Genomic DNA, 18,910 nt, shown 5'->3' on the forward strand with positions numbered 1-18,910 from the left:
ACCCAGCTTTTTCTAATCCTTTAGGGGTAGGGTCGTGTTACAACAATTCAAATCCAAGGACGTCCTGTATCTCATCGACGAATCTGTTTCAGATCTCACAACCCTCGTGAGGGCGATCCCCGCCTCGGCCGAGACGAGGATCATTGGCATTGGCGAGGATGGCGTTGCTCAAATCCTGGCTGCTCTGGCCGGCAAGCGTGATCTCTCCGCAATTCACCTTATCAGCCATGGCCGACCGGGGACGATCGTGTTGGGTGCCAGTGTCATTGACGCCGCCACCCTCACCACACGCGCAGAAGAATTCGTCGCCATCGGCAGGGCTCTCGCGTCCGATGCTGACCTCGTGATCTATGGGTGCAACGTAGCCGAAGGGGAGGGCGGGAGGGCCTTCCTCGCCCAATTGGCTGACCTGACCGGCACGAACGTGGCCGCTTCGGAGACGCCAATCGGCGCCGCGCACCTGGGCGGCGACTGGAATCTGGACGTTCGCTTAGGAAGCGTGCGGACTCCCCTTCTGAATATCCCGTCCTATGCCGGTGTCCTCGCAGCGCCAGTTATCGGCGGCCTTTCGCCCATTGCCTACACTGAGGGTGGTGCCCCCCAGACACTTGGGTCGGGGGTCACCTTCACCGGCGGCTTGGGCTACGCGGGCGGCTCAATTACCTTTGATGTAAGTGGGGCAAATTCTGGCGACCAACTGGCACTGTTCAGCGATAGCGACCCCAATGCAACGGGGGCCATTTCCGTTGATGCCTCCGGCAATGTCTATCTCGGCAATGGAACCGACCGTGATCTTCTCGGCACAGTGGACGCGACCGAGAATGGTCAGAACGGGCAGCCACTGACGATCCACTTCGTCGGCAACTCGACCGGCGTTTTCAAAGACTCGAGCTTCGAGAGCGATGATCCTGCCACAGGATGGCAGGCGGAATGGACCGTTGTGGAGGACCGTGTGGTTCTCGGGACCGACAAGATCGCTGGTTGGGCATCTCCGGCCGATACGACCATGCCGGCCGGCAATGACGGAACGATATCCCCCGGCGACGATGGTCCGATGGTGGACCCATTGGCCTTCAGTGTCGATGTGGCGACTGGTGCGGGCAATGCCTCCAATGGTAGTCGCGGCCTGCGCCTCCACAGCCAGGATGATACTGCTGACCCAGGGCAGCTGAACTCGGAAGAGTTTGGCATCATCCGTGGGCCATATGTTTATTCCGATGCATTTGCTGCAAACGCCGGAGATATTCTCCGCTTTGACTGGAAAGCTGAGGGCGGCGACGACGCCTTCGACGCTTTCGGCTATCTGTTGAACGCGGACACGGGTGAGACCGTCATCTGCCTCAACCAGAGTGGTGCCAGCACGACTGCCACTACGCCTTGGACGACTGCGGGCGTGATCGTTCCCTCTGCTGGGAACTGGCAGTTCGTATTTGTCTCCGGCAGCTTCGACTATACAGGCGGGCAAAAGACTGGCGGCTCGCTGTACATCGACAATTTCTCAGTGCAGCGAGCCGTTGTGAACGACGCGGTTCTCAGCGCCCTGGCGCAGCATGTCCAGTACGAGACCACCTCCGACACGCCACCAGACGCGTCTCGCACCGTCACGGTGGAGGTAACTGATGGCATCAATGTTCGTGAGACGGCTGACACCACCCTCGATATCACCCCGGTCAATGACGCGGCGGTTCTGTCATCCGACACTAAAGAGCTGACGGAGACGAACGCTGTCCTGTCGACGAGTGGGACGCTCACCATCACTGACCCGGACAGCCCTGCAACCTTCCAGGCGCAGTCGAACGTGACCGGCCAGTACGGCACGTTCTCGATCGGGACGAACGGCGCGTGGACCTACGTGGCGTCCTCGGCGTACAACGAACTCAAGGTTGGACAGGCCTACACCGACACGTTCACGGTATCGTCTGCGGACGGAACGACAACGACGGTCACGGTAAAGATCAACGGAACGAACGATGTTCCAGTGGCAGCAGCCACAACCAACTCGGTCGCCGAGGACGCGACCATCAGCGGTTCGGTGACGGGCACGGATGCTGACCAAGGTGAGGCGGCTTTACTGAGTTATGCTCTGGTAGGAGTTGCTCCGGCAGGGCTGACCTTCAACCCTGACGGCACTTACACATTCGATGCCTCGAGCTATGACACGCTGCCGGCGGGTGCATCGCAAACCCTGACAATTCCGTTCACCGTCACGGACGCGAACAACGCCACTTCGGCTCCTGCCAACTTGGTCATCACGCTCACAGGCACCAACGACGCACCTGTTGTGTCTGGAGCAGTCACCGGCGCAGCGACAGAGGGCGGCACGGACGTAACGCTTGATGCGCTCAAGAACGCATCCGATGTGGATACGGGTTCGGTGCTAACGGTGGTCGATGTGGGCACCCTCCCAGCTGGCGTGACTTACGATCTGGCCACGCACTCCTTCACGCTCGATCCCACTCACCCAGCCTACCAGTCTCTAGCGGTAGGCGCGACCCAAACGGTCACGGTCGAGTACAACGTGTCGGACGGCACCACGAAGACTCCCACCTCCGTCTCTTGGACTGTGACCGGCACCAACGACGCGGCCGTTCTCTCGTCGGACACGAAGGACCTGACGGAGACAGACGCTGTCCTGTCGACAGGTGGCACGCTCACCATTACGGACGTGGATAGCCCTGCGACCTTCGTGGCCCAGACGGCCACGGCCGGCCAGTACGGCACGTTCGCGATTGGTACGAATGGCACGTGGACCTATGTGGCGTCCTCCGCGCATGCTGCGCTGAAGGACGGCGAGAAGGTCTCCGAGGTGTTCGAGGTGTTCAGCGCCGATGGTACCAGAACGACGGTGACGGTGAATATTACCGGCACCAACGATGCCGCACAGCTTTCGGCTGACGTGGTGACCCTAACCGAGGGCGATACAGCAGCGGCGCTAAGCACCTCCGGGCAGCTGACGATCTCCGACGTGGACAGCCCTGCAACCTTCGTAGCGCAGTCGAACGTGGCCGGTCAGTACGGAACCTTTGCGGTCGGCACGGACGGCAAGTGGACCTACGTGGCGTCCTCGGCGCACGATGAATTCGAGCCTGGCCAAACCTATACCGATTCATTCACGGTGACGTCTGCTGACGGCACCACAACCACGGTGACCGTGAATCTGACAGGTACGAATGATGCGGCGTCCGGCGGGGTGGACGTGGCGGGTGTCCCCACCCAAGGGTATGTGCTGACCGCCACCAATGACGTGGTCGATCCTGAGGGTATTGATCCCACCAGTGTTGCTTATCAATGGCAGCGCAGGCAGCCGGATGGCAGCTGGGTCAACATCATCGGCGCGACGGGGGCCAACTATGCGCTCACGCAGGATGATGTGGATGCCAGCCACGTGCGGGCAGTGATGAGCTACACCGATCTCGGAGGCACGTCCGCGACGGTGGCCGGCAACGCCATCCCGGTCGCGAACGCCAACGACGCTCCCACAGGCGCTGTAACGATCACGGGCGAGGCCCGGGACGGTCAGCCCCTGACAGCCATCAACACCTTGGCTGACGAGGATGGCTTAGGCACGCTCACCTACCAGTGGATGGCCGATGGTGTAGTGATCCAAGGCGCCACAGGCGCGACCTTTACCCTCACTCCAGATCAGGTCGGCAAGGCGATCACCGTCGTGGTCAGCTACATTGATGGGTACGGCACCCCTGAAAGTGTAACCTCGCCGGCAAGCTCGGTCGTTGTGAACGGCAATGCTGGTGATGACCAGTTCTATGGTGGATCCGGCAATGACAAATTGTATGGAGGCACAGGTGAGGATCGTCTCTACGGTTACGGGGGGCGTGACAGGCTCTTTGGAGAGGCTGGCAACGACACGATCGACGGTGGCGCAGACAACGACACCATCTATGGCGGATCTGGTGATGACCAATTGTTCGGCAACTCCGGCAAGGATCGTCTCTACGGCAACGAGGGGCGCGACAAGCTCTCTGGTGGTGCCAGCAACGACACGATCAGCGGCGGGGCTGACAATGACACCGTCGACGGCGGGGTTGGCAGCGACCGACTCTATGGCGACGCCGGCAATGACGCCTTGAAGGGCGGCAGTGGCAACGACTGGATCGTGGGTGGCCTCGGCCGAGACAAGCTGTATGGCGGATCCGGCGCGGACGTGTTCGACTTCAACTCAGCCCAGGAAAGCCGAGTGGGGTCGCAGCGCGATACCATCCATGACTTCCAGTCCGGGCGGGACCTGATCGACCTGCGAGGGATTGACGCAAACGAGTTCCGCAAAGGCAACCAGGCGTTCACCTGGTCCTGCATGGACATGGCCTTCGTGAACCCGAACGAGGCTGACTCGTCGCTTCTGAAGACCGGCTTTACCGGCAAGGCAGGACAGTTGCGGTACGACCGTGGCATCCTCATGGGCGATACGGACGGCGACCGCAAGGCCGACTTCCAGATCAAGATTGTCGGCCATTTTACCGTCGGCGACCTGCTTCTGTAAGGTGACCAACGCAAGGCAGGAGCCATGCTGGCCCTGCCTTGCGCCTTTCCCTGAACATTGCTCGTGAGCGCCGGATGTTGCCGCGCGGTGACAGGCTTCGCACGAGCTTTTGCCTATAGTCCGACCAAATCATCGGAGACCATGATGAAGTTCTTCCTCCTCTCTGCAGCAGCCCTGATCGCCGGAACGGCGATGGCGGCAGCGGATGACCTGCCGCATCGTGCGGCAGCTGTCACCCCCGTGATCGTCAACCCTACCTTCAACTGGACAGGCTTGTATGCGGGTGTCCACGGCGCCTGGATCCGTGATGATAGCGACGCAGTCCGCAGCGGAATCTCCGGGGTGCCGGCGACCGCGGTTCCCAACCGTGCCGGTCTTAGCGACAGTGGATTCGGTGGTGGCGGACAGATCGGCTACCTGTGGCAGTTCGGCAGCTTGGTGACCGGGCTTGAAGCCGACTTCACCTTGGCGGATGTCGGACGTACCCGCAGCATCGTGAACCCGGCAAGCACGGACCCGGCGTGCCAATGCACGGCTGTGACGGAACTCAACTCGGAGATGCGCTCGTTTGGCAGCGTGAGGGGGCGTATCGGCGTCGCAGTACCAGATCTTGGGACATTCTTTGATCGTTCGCTGATTTATGTCACAGGTGGCTTGGCCTATGCGCAGATCGAGCACCGGGGACAGATCACTGTCACTCCACCCGGCGTTACTCTTCAGGCAACGAGCGACAATGTGAAGATGGGCTTCACGGTTGGCGCTGGAACCGAGATCGCGCTGACGCAGAACGTATCGATCAAGTCAGAAACCCTCTACTACAACCTTGAAGACGAGCGCCTGACGCTCGCGCGGGCAGGCGATCAAGCCGCCTATCGCTTCAAGAATGACGGCTGGATCAGCCGAGTGGGCGTCAACGTTCGCTTCTGACTATGAGGGCCGGCGTGACGGGGACTGTTGTATCAACCTGTCACGCCACTTTACTTGGACACTGGGGGTTGCCCGTGTGAAAGCTAGAAGGGCTGCTTGTGGCACGTTCCGGAAGTACGCCGAACTTCTACTACGGCGCGACAAGCGGACCTTCATTTAGTCCGGCCAACTTAACATTTTGACCCCAAGCAGACTTTCGTGCTTCCGACAGGCTTTATTGGAGCCGACGCCCAGAAGCTGTTCACGACCTATTCGACAAGCCGGGAGCTTCCGCGGCGTCCGCTCCCGGATGCTGGACGCGTGAGGCGTCTGCGGGTTGCTGCCTTCAGAAGCTTGCGGAAGGTCGGGCATTCCAGATGCGACGGGGCTGGACATTCGGCCACGTGCCGAAGGGCATCCCGCAGCATCCGCAGGTCGAACATCTGGCGCTGCAAATCATCCGCCTTTGCGTGTAACTGATCCCGGGGAATGTTGGGCCGGCCGTCTTTGCCGAACATGCCCGCGATCTCGGTGAGGGAGAAACCTGCCGTCTTTCCGAGTTCGATCAGGGACAACTTCAAGAGAACATCAGCATCGAATTGCCGCCGCAGCCCATGCCGGCTGATCGACCGGATCAAGCCGACCTCCTCATAATAGCGTAGCGTCGAAGGCGGAACGCCCGATCGCTCGGCAACCTCTCCAATATCCATCATTCTTGTGCTTGACCTCAAGTCAACTTGAAGTCGTAGCCTCTCTCGAATCGTCAATTCGAGCAAGAGGCACGTTATGGCTAGCACCACGATCCCGAGGCAGACACAGATCTGGCGAGACCCGCGAGCGATCGCGCTGCTGATGGCTGCGTCGCTCACCACGATGGCCAATGCCACGATCAGTCCCGCTCTCCCCGGGCTCGAGCGCCTGTTCGCGGATGATCCGAATGCCGCGATGCTGGTTCGTCTGCTGGTGCCCGCACCCTCCCTGAGCGTCGCCATCTTCGCGCCATTCGCCGGCCTCGTTGCTGATCGGTACGGTCGGCGTCACATGCTTCTTGCCGGGGTTATCCTCTTCGTGATCGCCGGGTGCGCGGGGCTGTTCCTTCCCGACCTGCCCACCATTTTTGCCAGCCGTTTGGTACTGGGGCTGGCCGTCGCCCTCATCATGACGGCGCAGACCGCGCTCATCGGGGACTACTTCACTGGGGACAGCCGGAGCGCGTTGTCAGGACTTCAGATATCGGCCCGGAACTTCGGCGGGCTCGTGTTCATCTCGCTCGCCGGATGGTTTGCGGCGATCTCGCCGCACCTGCCGTTTCTTATCTATGGAGTTGCCGCGGCCTTCCTGCCGCTGATGTGGAAGACTATCAAGGACACGTCACGGATCTCGTCCCATTCGAGTCCCAAGCTGGACGACCGCTCCCTCAAGCCGTCTTCGTGGGTCCTCGCCTTCACGTTGCTCGTGGTTCTCCAGGCCGTGACGAACATGATCTTTTTCGTCATGCCGACCCAGTTGTCGTTTTTCTTCGCAGCGGCAGGCTATAGCAGCCCAGTGATGACGGGCTCGGCGCTCGGCATCCTAATGCTCTCGGGCGGCAGCCTTGCGCTGCTATACGGCCGAGTGCAGCGGGCCATCGGCTACGGCGGCATCTTCGCTCTGGGCTATGGCGCGATGGCGCTTGGTTTTGCGTTGCTGGCCCTTGCGGCGACGCCTCTGGCTTGGTTCGCGGCAGCCGCTGCCATCGGTGCAGGCTATGCATTGGTCTCGCCGAGCTTCGTGACCCTTGCCTTGAGGCTTGCACCGCCCCAGCGGAGGGGAGCGGCCGGTGGCATCCTGACCGCTTCCGTGTTCATCGGTCAGTTCTGTTCCCCACTACTGAGCACACCATTGATCGCGACATACGGTTACGAGGAACTCTTCCACATCACCTCATCTCTTGCCGCCGCGATGGCCGGTGCAGCGGTCTTGAAGGCTTGCGCAACAGGACTTCAGGCATTGAAGTGCTGGATCTCAACGGTGGAGCGGCGTCATACGGCGGAACAAGGGCCTGCTCCCGGGCCGAATTGTGGGGGATGACGCCTTTTGGCACGCGCTGGTCGTTTGTCTTGTGGCTGCTTAAGCCTCAAGTGCGGACATTGCACCGGTATGCGTAAAGTCTGAGGCGGCTCGTCAACGGGCCGCCTCTGCGTTTAGATTTCAACCTGTTCTGCAATCAGAAGAGCATCGTCGACATCGATCCCAAGATACCGAACGGTGCTCTCAATCTTGGTGTGACCCAGCAGAAGCTGAACGGCTCGGAGATTGCCTGTCCTTCGGTAGATCATCGATGCTTTGGTTCGTCGTAGGGAATGGGTGCCGTAGGCGAGGGGATCCAGCCCAATCGCCTGAAGCCAGAATGCCAACAGGCGGGCGTACTGGCGCGTTGTCATGGGCTTCTGTCGATCAATGCGGCTTGGAAACAGCGGCTCGCCCTTGTGCAGGTCCTTCTTCTCGAGCCAGCGCCCGACAGCCTCGCGGGTCTGCTCCGTGATCTCGAACTGAACAGGCCGGCCGGTCTTCCGCTGCATGATCGTGGCGCGGGATCGCACCCGCCCATTGAGGGCCACATCATCGACGCGAAGCGCGACTAGGTCACAGGCGCGCAGCTTGCTGTCGAGGGCTAGATTAAACAGAGCCAGATCCCGGACGCGGTGAGCCACCTGGAGCCTGACCCGAATGTACCAGATCTCCTTCGCCTTGAGAGGCGGCTTGGGTCCAATCAGCTTGCCCCGGTTCCAAGGGGTGGTAGTTCGGCCAGTATGGTCAGAGATGCTGTCTTGCATTGCAGTGCTCCTGAAACGAAGCCCCCCACAATGAACCTTGGCCGTTCCGCCCACGAAACCCAGACCGGGCATTCTTCCGAGAGTCTTCGTCAGCTTTTCAAGGCAAGTCGGACGTCCCGTTTTGTGCACCGAAGCACAGCTCGTGACCCAGATCTGACTCTAGCTCTGCCAACATAGTTTGCGTCTGCTCCGGTTCAGTGGTTCCCGTCCTCGGAATCATGCCACCATTCTCGCTTTTTTTGTGCACGCGCGGCCAAGAGCCTGCCAAGTTGCTGGCTTGCGCTCCTCGGTCTGGTCTCCTATCGTCCGCCTCATGATGTTCATGTCCACTTACTTCCCCCTGATCTGAACGACCTTTCCGTCGTCGCTGCGCAATGAGCGCCAATCAGGTTTTACGGCCGATCAGAAATGACGGCCGAACGGAGAATTATGGACATGCCGAATACAGGCTCTTTCGGTCTGAGCAACGCTCAGATCAACGATTTCATTGAACATGGCTATCTGAAGCTCGACCAAGCTTTCGATGCTGAGCTCGCCCGACAAGGACGAGACGAACTCTGGGCAGCTATGGGGCTTTCACCCGACGAGCCACACACATGGTCACGACCAGTCGTCCGCCTCGGCTTCATGGCAGGACCGATCTTCGTCGCGGCCGCAAATACCCCACGCCTGCACGGTGCCTATGATGCACTTGTCGGCGAGGAGCGTTGGCTGAGGCCTACAGGTCTTGGAACGTTTCCGATCCGGTTCCCTTCCGAGGAGGACCCGGGCGATGGCGGCTGGCATGTCGACGTGAGCTTCGGATTGGAGAACCCCGATTTCATGCACTGGCGCGCCAACGTGAAGAGCCGAGGTCGCGCGTTGCTGATGCTCTTTTTGTTCTCGGATGTGGGCCAGGACGACGCACCGACAGTCATCCGCAAAGGTTCCCATGCCCATATCGCGCGGCAGTTGCTTCCACATGGAGAGAATGGCCTGACGCTCGGGGAGCTCGCAGCCGATGGGTTCGCGTCGACGGATCGCTGTGAAGAGGTTCTGGCCACGGGTCAGGCAGGCACCGTCTATCTGTGTCACCCGTTCCTTGTGCACCGGGCGCAACCGCATCGGGGAACGCAGCCCCGCTTCATGGCGCAACCGCCGCTTCTTCCCAAAGGCGGGTTCGACCGTTCGTTACCGCCATCACCCGTGCAGGTGGCAATCCGCCAAGCCTGCGGCCTGACTTTCTGATGTTCGGGCCTGGAGCCGATGACGGGCTGAAGTTGGGCTGCGTCCGAGGCTCTTGATCTCTCTGGGATTTGTCAGTGAAGCCGGGCATATCGCCCGACTTCACGTCGGATCACGTCCGCACACGACCTCGGTGATGCAACCATCCCTGGGCAACTAGGACGACGATAGCCATGGTCGAGGAGAAGGTTACAAGCGGCCATGCGGTGTCGCCATGCAGCCGGAGCACGGCCAGTGTTCCGCCAACGCTCACGATGAGGCTCTGCACGCAGAAATGCAGCGCCACCGCCGACCCGGCGATGTCCCCGAACTTCTCCAGGGCGCCGTTCGCCGTCACCGACACGGTGAAGACGATACCGATTGCCATGATCCACATAGGTGCGATGAACGTCCAGAAAGATGGAACTCCGAAAACCTGACCCATGCTCAGGAGCCCTGCGCCCAGGAGCAACATCATCATGCCGCGCGTGAGACTGCCTGAGTTCCCCCACCGGGCAACGAACCGCTTGGCGAAGCGTGTTGTGATGATCATCACGGCCGCTGCCGTCGCGAAGGTGAGACTGAATCCCAGTTCCGAGTACCCGGCTCTACCGATGAGGACACGAGGGGCAGTCGAGAAGAACACGAAGAACGTCCCCATGGCGGCGCTGAACCCGAGCGTATAGGTCCAGAACGCGGAGCTGCGGAGAACGGGTAGGAACGAGCGTGGTGACGTGGAGGTTGGCGCTAGTCGGGTTTCATGCCATCGCGGCAACGCATGCAAGACCGCGATTACGGCAAAAGCGCCCAACGTCACGAAGATCGAGCGCCAGCCGAAGCTGTCTGCGAGCAGTGCCCCAGCAATCGGCCCAAAGGCAGGCACGAAGGCCAGCATGGAGCTGAACAGGCTGTAGATGAACACGCTTTCCGGGCGGTCGGCATACACGTCCCGGACTGTCGCGAAGGTGGCCACCATTGCTGCCGAGGCTCCCACGGCTTGCAGGAAGCGAAGTACAACAAAGGGGACGGCAGTCGAGGATGCGGCCAGACAGAATGATGCCGCCGCAAACAGGATCGCGCCGCTTACCAGAATGGGCCGCCGCCCGATGCGGTCGGAGATCGGCCCGAAGATGATCTGGCCGAGTCCGAGCATCACCATGTAGAGGCTCAACGTGAGCTGGACGGTGGCCGGGCTGGTGCCGAGAATGCCCGGCATGGCCGGAACGATGGGCAGATAGATATCCATCGCCAGGGAGGCGAGAATATCGAAGGGCGCCATCAGCAGGAGTGCTGTCGGCAGGGAATAGGCCCATACGGGGGGCTTGGGAGACATGATGAGGCATCCGCTCAAATGAGAATCATTCGGCGGCAATCTGCCTGTCAGCTTGGGCTGGGATCGGTTCGACAGATGCCGCAACAACAAGGAAAGGGTTGTTGCGGCTTACTTGTCCGACGAGGGCTCGGCTCCCATGCCACGGCTCCACGATCATACGAGGTGAGAAGAGAGCCTGTTGAGTATCATATCGGTCTGGAGCCGACAATCCTCGCGGGATACCCTGGACGAGGTCTTCCAAGACAATAAGTCTACTGGCGAAGAGACGAAACTTGCCTGGGACAGGACACCCACGATATCGGCCATCCGTATGCGCTCCTACTCACGTCGGCAACGTCGCCGACGTGAAAGCCGCCGAGTCTATAATAAGAAGCGAGGCGTCTACGACGGTTCACTCCCCAAGCGCATCCTCTACTCTCATCGGGACCAATGTTTCATTCTCGGCAAGGAGCACTTGCCCCCCAACCATGATGGACGTCCGTCCGATGCGGGGAAAGCGCCCGACTTCAAAATCGACGCGTTCGCCTCCGGTGAGATAGACGAGGTCCTCATCAAAAGGGTTGATAAGGTGGTGCGCAGGCCCTGGAGCGGTGAATCCCATGAAGTCACCTGGGCCCACCTCCAATGTCTCCTCCCCGATCTCCGCCATGCCGCGGCCGGAGAGGATGTAGACGAATTCCTCAGCTCGCTCGTGAGAATGGTACAGGAACGATTCCCTGTTCGGCGAGAGCCGGACCAGACTGAGTCCAATGCGGGTCAGCCCTGCAGCATCACCTAGAGCGCAGAGACGCACGTCCGAGCGCGGGTTCAATGGGTGACGGAAGCGAATGCCCGGGGCGGCAGCGATTTCGGTGGCGCTCCAGTGGGGCTTAGGTGCGAAGTCAGTCATTGCGCCGACTCCGCCTTCTTGTCGATCTCAACTTGCTCCCCGCGCAGCGCGTCAAGAATAGCGACCAACGTTTCCTCCCGGACCCGCTGCAGATCCAATCTTTGCCCCCCGCCGCACTGCGGCGGGAGCGGCTCTGCGAAGTAGAGAACACGCTCGGCCACACGTTGCGCAAGCTGCTCGGGCGTCGGAGGCTTGGGAAGCCGCGTCCGGCAGTGGCGTGAGGGTGTACTGGGGCCGGGGCCAACCGAGCTACCCGTCTTCTGCGCGACCTCGCTCCATGATCGCAATCCGTGCTCCAGAGCGATGAGGTCCAATGCGTCAGACCGACGTACGCTGGCCGCCCGGCGCCTCAGCTCCTCTGGAGTTAGTTCCGATAGCCTCGGCAGACGTTTGAATCTGCCAGCGGCGGCAATTGCTTGGGCGTCATCTGGGCTGCGCAAATTCTTGAGAACGAAATCCGCCTCGCGGCGAAGTCGAACAGGATCGATCATGAGCTTCTTTCGGCGATGCCTGGGTCGACCGGCTGCCCGCTGGTCCGGTCGTTGAGCAGCACCAGGGCTCGCAGGATGCGGGTGGCAACGCCTTTGGCGGGCCGGGCGCCCCGCGTGCGCCCGAACGGGATGTCTCACAAAATGCGCGATTCGCGCAAGATGCCGTCGCAGTGCTTGCGAAAAGAGTTGCCCGAACCGCAGCCTTTCGTCAGCACGTGAGAAATACCAGACAGTACGCCGATCATCTCCCCGACGCGCGCCGGGCTAGTTCTTAGGCAGGTGCGGCTCCAAGGCAACCTACGCCTCGTTCGACAACTAGAACGGCGCCATGCATGACCTCCATCAGCCCCCACATCGCTGAATCGGAAAACTCGTGCCGTCTCAACCCGCTGACTGGGTTTGAACCCTGTGCACTTTGATGCCGCCGCCGCTACCTTTGCTTTGGTAGAATCAAATCCAGAACAGGCGGCCGAAAGTTTCATCGCTAGTGACGAACAAACTCCTTACCGATCCATGAATGTGACCTTTCATCCGAGGCAGGTCAGGCCACTCAATAGCGGTCAGGCCCTAGAGGGTGTGGGTTGACCCTGCGCATGCTGATGATTAAATGAGAATGAACGTTCATTCTCGTAACTTTGGTACTTAGTGCCTCATGGCAGATCAGCAAGCCCTCCTCGACACGAAGCCGGACCCATCGGCTGAGCGTCAAACGCGCATCCTGAATGCTGCCGAGCACTGCTTCGTTCGCTCAGGCTTCCACCGCACCACCATGCAGGATGTGGCGGCCGAGGCTGGAATGAGCCCCGGCAACCTCTACCGCTACTTCGCCTCGAAGGACGCCATCGTCCTGGCTCTCGCCGAGAGAGACCGTGCCCGGATCGGCGAGGATTTCGCTGCGTTATCCCAGCCGGGCGACTTCCTGCCTGCGTTGCGCTCCATTGCCCTCAAGCACTTCGCCGAAGAGCCGCGGGAGCGGGCCGTGCTCTGCCTGGAGATCTGGGCAGAGGCTACCCGCAACCAATCGTTTGCTGCCATGTCGGAGGCATTCGACAAGGACATCTGCGAGCGCATGTGCGCCTTGTTCCGGCAGGCGCAGGCAAGCGGGACTATTGCTCCGGAGGTCGACCTGGAAGCGCTCGCGTCGCTAATCGTGACCATTGCCAACGGCCTCTTCGTGCGCCGGGCCGTGGATGCCACGCTGGATGCCGAGCGCGGGGTCGCAAGCCTGATGGCCGTCATCGAGGCGGCCTTTGCCGGGAAGATCAACCTAACACGCACCTGACATCAGGTGCCGGAGATGAGCGTGTCATGATGCGCAGGTTGCACAGTTTGGCGGCTGCCATGGTATTCTTTCCGCTTGCAGCCTTGGCTGCGGACGCCGCGCAGCCGCAGGTCGCTCCTGCGCCCGCGGTGTCCGTGACGCGCACCGCGGAACGGGAGATCACGGAGCGGGCGGTGCTCACCGGAACGCTTGTTCCTCGCGAGGAGGTTCTGGTCGCCCCGGAGCTGGAAGGCCTGCGCATCACCGAGGTCCTTGTCGAGGAGGGGGAGACCGTCACGAAGGGTCAGGTTCTGGCCCGCCTGACGACCGATCTTCTCGAAACGGAACTCGCCCGCAGCACTGCCTCCGTCGCACGAGCCGAGGCGGGGGTTGCCCAAGCCCGCAGCCAGATCGTGCAGGCGGAAGCTGCACAGGTCGAGGCGGCCCAGGCCCTGGAGCGCACACGCTCGCTCATCAAAGGCGGCAACTCGACGGAAGCCCAGCTCGAGCAGCGGGTCTCCGCAGCCCGGGCTGCGGAAGGACGCTTGGCCGCCGCCCGCGACGGCCTGCGTATCGCCGAGGCCGAGAGGCAGTCCGAAGACGCGCAGAGACGGGAGATCCAGGTTCGCCTCGCCCGTGCCGCAATCAAGGCCCCCCAAGCTGGGATCATTTCTCGCAAGAACGCCAAGGTCGGCGCTACGGCGACGGCGGCAGGCGACCCGCTGTTCCGCATCATCGCGAACGGCGAGATCGAACTCGAAGGGGAAGTGACGGAGACGCAACTGGTGCGCCTGCGCGAGGGCGCTCCCGCCCAGGTGAGCATCGACCAAGGCCGGACGATCGAGGGCCGCGTGCGCAACATCTCTCCGGAGGTCGACCGCACCACCCGTCTTGGCCGGGTGCGGATCGCCCTGCCGCGGGACCCCGCCTTGCGCATCGGGGCCTTTGCCCGCGGCTCCGTCGAGCTGGCTCGGACAACCGGAGTGGCGGTTCCGCTCAGCGCCGTGCTCTACAGCCCCAAAGGCGCAGCGGTCCAGATCGTGGTCGATGAGCGCATCCAGACACGGCCAGTCCGCACCGGCCTCTCGGCCGACGGCTTCGTCCAGGTCGAGGGTGTCAGCACGGGCGACCTGGTCGTCACGCGCGCCGGCAGTTTCCTGCGTGATGGCGATGCGGTGCGCCCGGTGATTGCTGAGTCGGCGCAGGCCGAGGGAGCCCGGTGATGCAGCTCAACGTCTCCGCTTGGGCGATCCGAAAGCCGATCCCGTCCCTCGTCCTGTTCATCGTCTTGATGATCCTGGGCGTCTTCAGCTTTCAAGGGCTGCCGATCACGCGGTTCCCGAACATCGACGTTCCGCTTGTCACGGTCTCAGTCACGCAAGCCGGCGCCGCGCCGTCCGAACTCCAGAACCAGGTCACCAAGCGGATCGAGGACTCGGTTGCCGGCGTCAACGGCGTCAAGCACATCACGTCGACGATCTCGGAAGGCATTTCCACCACGACCATCGAGTTCCGCCTCGAGATCAACTCGGATCGGGCGGTCAATGACGTGAAGGATGCGGTCGCCAAGATCCGCTCCGACCTGCCGCGGACCATCGACGAGCCTGTCATTCAGCGCCTGGACATCGCTGGTCTCCCGATCGTCACTTACGCCGCTTCCGGCCCCGCTATGACGCCGGAGGAGCTGTCCTGGTTCGTCGACGATGTGGTGGCGCGTCAGCTTCAGAGCGTTCAGGGCGTCGGGCGCGTTGAACGTGTGGGCGGGGTCGAGCGCGAGATCCGCATCGAGCTGAAGCTTGATCGCCTGCTGGCGCTCGGCATCACGGCCGCGGACGTCAACCGGCAGCTGCGCCTGACCAGCGTCGATCTTGCCGGTGGGCGCGGCGAGGTCGGCGGGCAGGAACAGTCGATCCGGACCCTGGGTGCCGCGCAAACTCTGGGAGACCTCGCTTCCACCAGCATCACCCTTCCGGGCAACCGAAAGGTTCACCTTGATGAGCTGGCAACCGTCACCGACACCGCCGCAGAGCCGCGCACCTTCGCACGCTTCAACGGTCAACCCGTGGTCGCCTTTGCCGTCACGCGCGCCACCGGCGCCAGCGATGCCACGGTCGGACAAGCCGTCGCGGCCAAAGTAGCCGAGCTGGGACAGGCTCATCCGGACGTGCGCTTCGACCTGATCGACGACACCGTCACGTACACGGTCGGCAACTACGAATCCGCCATGCACACCCTCATCGAGGGTGCCATCCTGGCGGTCATCGTGGTGTTCATCTTCCTACGCGACTGGCGCGCCACCCTCATTGCATCCCTGGCCCTGCCGCTCTCCGTCCTGCCCACCTTCTGGGTCATGAGCACCATGGGTTTCTCGCTCAACTTGGTGAGCCTCCTGGCGCTGACTCTGGTTACGGGCATCCTGGTGGACGATGCCATCGTCGAGATCGAGAACATCGTGCGCCACATGCACATGGGCAAGTCGCCCTATCGTGCCGCGCTCGAAGGGGCGGACGAGATCGGCCTGGCGGTGATCGCGATCACGTTCACCATCGTGGCCGTATTCGCCCCGGTCAGCTTCATGGGCGGCATCGCGGGGCAATACTTCAAGCAGTTTGGCCTCACCGTCGCGGCCGCGGTCCTGATCTCGCTGCTGGTTGCCCGGCTGATCACGCCGATGATGGCGGCCTATTTCATGCGGCCGCACAAACAGGTCGAGCAGAAGGACGGGTTCATCATGCGGGCCTATACCCGCCTGGTCGGCTGGTCGGTTCGGCACAAGTTCATCACCTTCATCCTGGGCCTCTGCATCTTCGGAGCATCGCTCTGGTCGACTAATCTCCTGCCGTCGGCGTTCCTGCCGGAGGAGGATATCTCACGCTCCCTCTTCGTGGCCGAACTGCCGCCCGGATCGAAACTGAACGATACGCAGCTGGTGAGCGATGGAATCGCAGAGCGCCTGCGCGCCATGCCCGAGGTCAAGTCGGTATTCGTGAACGGCGGCCTCCAGCTCCCCGGCAAGAAGGAGGTGCGGCTTGCGACCTTCACGGTGAACCTCGTGCCCAAGGAGGAGCGGTCCCTGCGACAGCGCCAGCTTGAGGGTCGTATCGTCGAGGAGTTCCGCGACGTGCCGGACATTCGCTTCTTCGTTCTCGGCGAAGGCGGGCAGCGCGGGCTTCAGCTCATCGTCAGCGGACCCGACCAGGACGTGGTGGTCGAAACCGCGGCCAAGCTCCAGCGCGAGATGGCGAGCATCCCGACCGTCGAGAACCCCATGTCGACGGCACCGCTCAACCGGCCCGAGATCCGCATCAGCCCGAAGCCGGCCCTGGCGGCGGAGCTCGGGGTGTCGACCGACGTGCTGTCCGAGACGGTGCGGGTTGCGACGATCGGCGATGTCGGGGCGAATCTGGCCAAGTTCAATGCCGGCGACCGGCAGATCCCGATCCGCGTCCAGTTGCCCGAGGCGGTGCGCAGCGATCGAGGACTGATCGACATTCTCAAGGTCCCGGCCAAGGGCGGCGCTTCCGTTCCGCTCTCGGCCGTCGCCGACATCTCGTTCGGCCAGGGACCGACCTCGATCGACCGGTATGACAGGTCGCTGCGCGTGGCGCTCGAGGCCGACATGCGGGGCACCGATGCGCTCGGCGAGGTTCTGGAGGCCATCTACAACCTGCCGACGGCCAAAAACCTCCCGCCCGGCGTAACGATCAAGCAGACGGGGGACGCCGAGGTCATGACCGAGGTATTCACCTCGTTCGGCAAGGCCATGGGAGCCGGCATCATGATGGTGCTCGGCGTGCTGATCCTGCTGTTCGCAAACTTCCTGCAACCGTTCACGATCCTGCTCTCGCTGCCCCTGTCGATCGGAGGCGCGATCATGGCGCTGGTGATCACCCAGAAGGCGATCAGCCTGCCGGTGGTGATCGGCTTCCTGATGCTGATGGGCATCGTGACCAAGAACGCCATCATGCTGGTCGACTTCGCCATCGAGGAAGTCGCCAGGGGCGTGGACCGCAAGACCGCCATCATCGATGCCGGACGCAAACGGGCGCGGCCGATCGTGATGACCACGATCGCCATGGCGGCCGGCATGCTGCCGAGCGCGCTGGCGCTGGGTGCGGGCGGCGAATTCCGCGCGCCGATGGCAATCGCCGTGATCGGCGGACTGATCGTCTCGACCTTGCTGTCGCTGGTGTTCGTGCCGGCCTTCTTCATCCTCATGGATGACCTGTCGCGTCTGTTCAGGCGCCTGTTCAGCCGGTTCGTTGGGCCAAAAGATGAGCCTGAGACGGAAGCCTTCGACCGGGCAATCCCCGTTGTCCGAGCAGACGCCGATCCCAACCCACGTTCCAGGATCGCTGCAGAATGAAATCCCGGGCTGCGCCGGGACGGTGATGTCAAGAATCGAGCGTTGGAGGCATCCGTCCGGCTGCGCGTGCCACGGCATCGCCGAATGCCCCGGATCTGCTTGGCGCGCTCCACTTGCCGGTGCAACCGGCAATGCTCCATTACCCTTGTTAACATCTGGTCCCAGCTTCTTGAGCGTGAAACACAGAAAGTGTTCTCAACTGGGATCAAGAGTAATGGAGGCTCCTGGAGGTCTGTGCCGATGTGCGTTGCTGCGAGACGTACATGGAATTATGCCAGTTTGCGTATGGTCTCTCGAATAGCAGTCCTCCGGGCGTTTGTTACCTTAATGTCAGCTTGTGGCAGATTGCGTTGACAAAGTCGGCATCGAGACGGGCTGGGACAGCGCTGAAGCTTGCTTTATTGAGGTCAGGTCTGAGGTGAGGTGTGCCCTTCGGACCTTCTTAGGTTCCTTGGGTTATCTGAGGCTCTGATGGGGTGATCAGCTTGGCGAGCTTTCTGAGGTTCTGGGCGGTGGCTGCCAGCAGGAACTCATCCTGAGCCCCACAGGGACCGCGCAGCCGCAGACGGCCCATCTTCAGGATTCGCTTGAGATGGGCAAACAGCATCTCGATCCGCTTGCGACCCTGACGCGACCGCTCATAGGCCGGCGTGCCGGCCAGTGCTCGGGCAACCTCTCTTGCGTGCTCGTAGATGCTGCGCGGGATCTTACGCGCCGGCGTGTTGGGACAGCACTGTTCCTTCAGAGGACAGGGACCACAGTCAAAGGTGCTGCCCAGGTAAATGCGAGTGGTGCCCTCGTTCACGATGCGGCCGCTGGTGGTCAGGGTCTTGCCCTCAGGACAGGTGTAGGCGTCCGCTTCCGGATCATAGGCGAAGTCTGCCCGTGAGAGGGTGCCGTCCTGACGCTCGGATTTGTCGATGACGGGAACATGCGGCTCAATCTTCTGCTCGTCCACGAGCCAGTGCAGCATCTCGGCTGAGCCGTAGGCACTATCCGCCGCCAGCCGCTCGGGCGTGAGGCCAAAGCGTTCAGCCGTGCGCTCGATCATCGTGCGGGCAGCCCCTACCTCAGCTTGACGCACCGCGCGAGAGGCTTCCACGTCCACGATCACGGCTGACTTGAGGTCGATGAGGTAGTTGTCCGC

At 61.9% G+C, this 18,910-nt stretch carries 12 protein-coding genes; 7 read left to right on the plus strand and 5 right to left on the minus strand.

The genetic code is table 11. The features are described 5' to 3' along the window. The first annotated feature begins 34 nt into the window (after positions 1-34). Together AC0QTX_RS16405 and AC0QTX_RS16410 are read left to right on the plus strand one after the other, a co-directional pair. Positions 35-4,498, plus strand: a complete 4,464-nt coding sequence (locus AC0QTX_RS16405) for a VCBS domain-containing protein (RefSeq protein WP_474604884.1) — start codon at positions 35-37, stop codon at positions 4,496-4,498. A gap of 141 nt (positions 4,499-4,639) precedes the next feature. Continuing rightward, entirely contained in the window at positions 4,640-5,425 is a 786-nt protein-coding gene (locus tag AC0QTX_RS16410) for an outer membrane protein (RefSeq protein ID WP_474604885.1), read from the plus strand. Between the two features lie 248 nt (positions 5,426-5,673). Here the strand turns inward: AC0QTX_RS16410 and AC0QTX_RS16415 are convergent, their stop codons facing one another. Continuing rightward, positions 5,674-6,117 (minus strand): helix-turn-helix domain-containing protein, encoded by a 444-nt coding sequence (locus AC0QTX_RS16415; RefSeq protein WP_474604886.1) that lies wholly within the window; start codon positions 6,115-6,117, stop codon positions 5,674-5,676. 73 nt (positions 6,118-6,190) lie between these two features. Here AC0QTX_RS16415 and AC0QTX_RS16420 point away from each other — a divergent pair, with 73 nt between their 5' ends. Continuing rightward, positions 6,191-7,474, plus strand: coding sequence for an MFS transporter (locus AC0QTX_RS16420; protein ID WP_474604887.1), 1,284 nt, complete (start codon positions 6,191-6,193; stop codon positions 7,472-7,474). Positions 7,475-7,587: 113 nt separating this feature from the next. Here the strand turns inward: AC0QTX_RS16420 and AC0QTX_RS16425 are convergent, their stop codons facing one another. Beyond that, on the minus strand, positions 7,588-8,220 hold the full coding sequence (locus AC0QTX_RS16425; RefSeq protein WP_474604888.1) for a tyrosine-type recombinase/integrase: 633 nt from the start codon (positions 8,218-8,220) through the stop codon (positions 7,588-7,590). Positions 8,221-8,655: 435 nt separating this feature from the next. On the opposite strand from AC0QTX_RS16425, the gene AC0QTX_RS16430 reads away from it, so the two are divergent. Continuing rightward, entirely contained in the window at positions 8,656-9,447 is a 792-nt protein-coding gene (locus AC0QTX_RS16430; RefSeq protein WP_474604889.1) for a phytanoyl-CoA dioxygenase family protein, read from the plus strand. 109 nt (positions 9,448-9,556) lie between these two features. Here the strand turns inward: AC0QTX_RS16430 and cml are convergent, their stop codons facing one another. Next, positions 9,557-10,756 carry a CmlA/FloR family chloramphenicol efflux MFS transporter gene (gene cml / locus AC0QTX_RS16435; protein WP_474604890.1) on the minus strand — a complete coding sequence of 400 codons (1,200 nt, stop codon included), beginning with the start codon at positions 10,754-10,756 and terminating at the stop codon, positions 9,557-9,559. 391 nt (positions 10,757-11,147) lie between these two features. Then, complete coding sequence (locus AC0QTX_RS16440; protein ID WP_474604891.1) at positions 11,148-11,645, minus strand: cupin domain-containing protein; 498 nt, start codon at positions 11,643-11,645, stop codon at positions 11,148-11,150. Between the two features lie 1,143 nt (positions 11,646-12,788). Between AC0QTX_RS16440 and AC0QTX_RS16445 the strand changes: the two genes are divergently transcribed. The 3 genes from AC0QTX_RS16445 to AC0QTX_RS16455 are packed head-to-tail and all read left to right on the plus strand — an operon-like array spanning position 12,789 to position 17,763. Then, positions 12,789-13,418 carry a TetR/AcrR family transcriptional regulator gene (locus AC0QTX_RS16445; RefSeq protein WP_474604892.1) on the plus strand — a complete coding sequence of 210 codons (630 nt, stop codon included), beginning with the start codon at positions 12,789-12,791 and terminating at the stop codon, positions 13,416-13,418. Positions 13,419-13,447: 29 nt separating this feature from the next. Then, a complete protein-coding gene (locus tag AC0QTX_RS16450; RefSeq protein WP_474604897.1) occupies positions 13,448-14,620 on the plus strand; it encodes an efflux RND transporter periplasmic adaptor subunit in 1,173 nt (390 codons plus the stop codon). Next, positions 14,620-17,763 (plus strand): efflux RND transporter permease subunit, encoded by a 3,144-nt coding sequence (locus AC0QTX_RS16455; RefSeq protein ID WP_474604893.1) that lies wholly within the window; start codon positions 14,620-14,622, stop codon positions 17,761-17,763. Before AC0QTX_RS16450 ends, AC0QTX_RS16455 begins: the two co-directional genes overlap by 1 nt. A 442-nt stretch (positions 17,764-18,205) precedes the next feature. On the opposite strand, the gene AC0QTX_RS16460 is transcribed toward AC0QTX_RS16455, so the two are convergent. Then, positions 18,206-18,910 (minus strand): transposase (locus tag AC0QTX_RS16460; RefSeq protein WP_474604894.1); only part of this gene is annotated, 705 nt, incomplete at its 5' end.

This window comes from Microvirga sp. jy35 (genome assembly GCF_056148915.1).

Coding starts and splice junctions, on each gene's coding strand:
- AC0QTX_RS16450 (WP_474604897.1), top strand. CDS start 13,448: ATGCGCAGGTTGCACAGTTTGGCGGCTGCCATGGTATTCTTTCCGCTT.
- AC0QTX_RS16440 (WP_474604891.1), bottom strand. CDS start 11,645: ATGACTGACTTCGCACCTAAGCCCCACTGGAGCGCCACCGAAATCGCT.
- AC0QTX_RS16445 (WP_474604892.1), top strand. CDS start 12,789: ATGGCAGATCAGCAAGCCCTCCTCGACACGAAGCCGGACCCATCGGCT.
- AC0QTX_RS16415 (WP_474604886.1), bottom strand. CDS start 6,117: ATGATGGATATTGGAGAGGTTGCCGAGCGATCGGGCGTTCCGCCTTCG.
- cml (WP_474604890.1), bottom strand. CDS start 10,756: ATGTCTCCCAAGCCCCCCGTATGGGCCTATTCCCTGCCGACAGCACTC.
- AC0QTX_RS16430 (WP_474604889.1), top strand. CDS start 8,656: ATGCCGAATACAGGCTCTTTCGGTCTGAGCAACGCTCAGATCAACGAT.
- AC0QTX_RS16420 (WP_474604887.1), top strand. CDS start 6,191: ATGGCTAGCACCACGATCCCGAGGCAGACACAGATCTGGCGAGACCCG.
- AC0QTX_RS16425 (WP_474604888.1), bottom strand. CDS start 8,220: ATGCAAGACAGCATCTCTGACCATACTGGCCGAACTACCACCCCTTGG.
- AC0QTX_RS16455 (WP_474604893.1), top strand. CDS start 14,620: ATGCAGCTCAACGTCTCCGCTTGGGCGATCCGAAAGCCGATCCCGTCC.
- AC0QTX_RS16410 (WP_474604885.1), top strand. CDS start 4,640: ATGATGAAGTTCTTCCTCCTCTCTGCAGCAGCCCTGATCGCCGGAACG.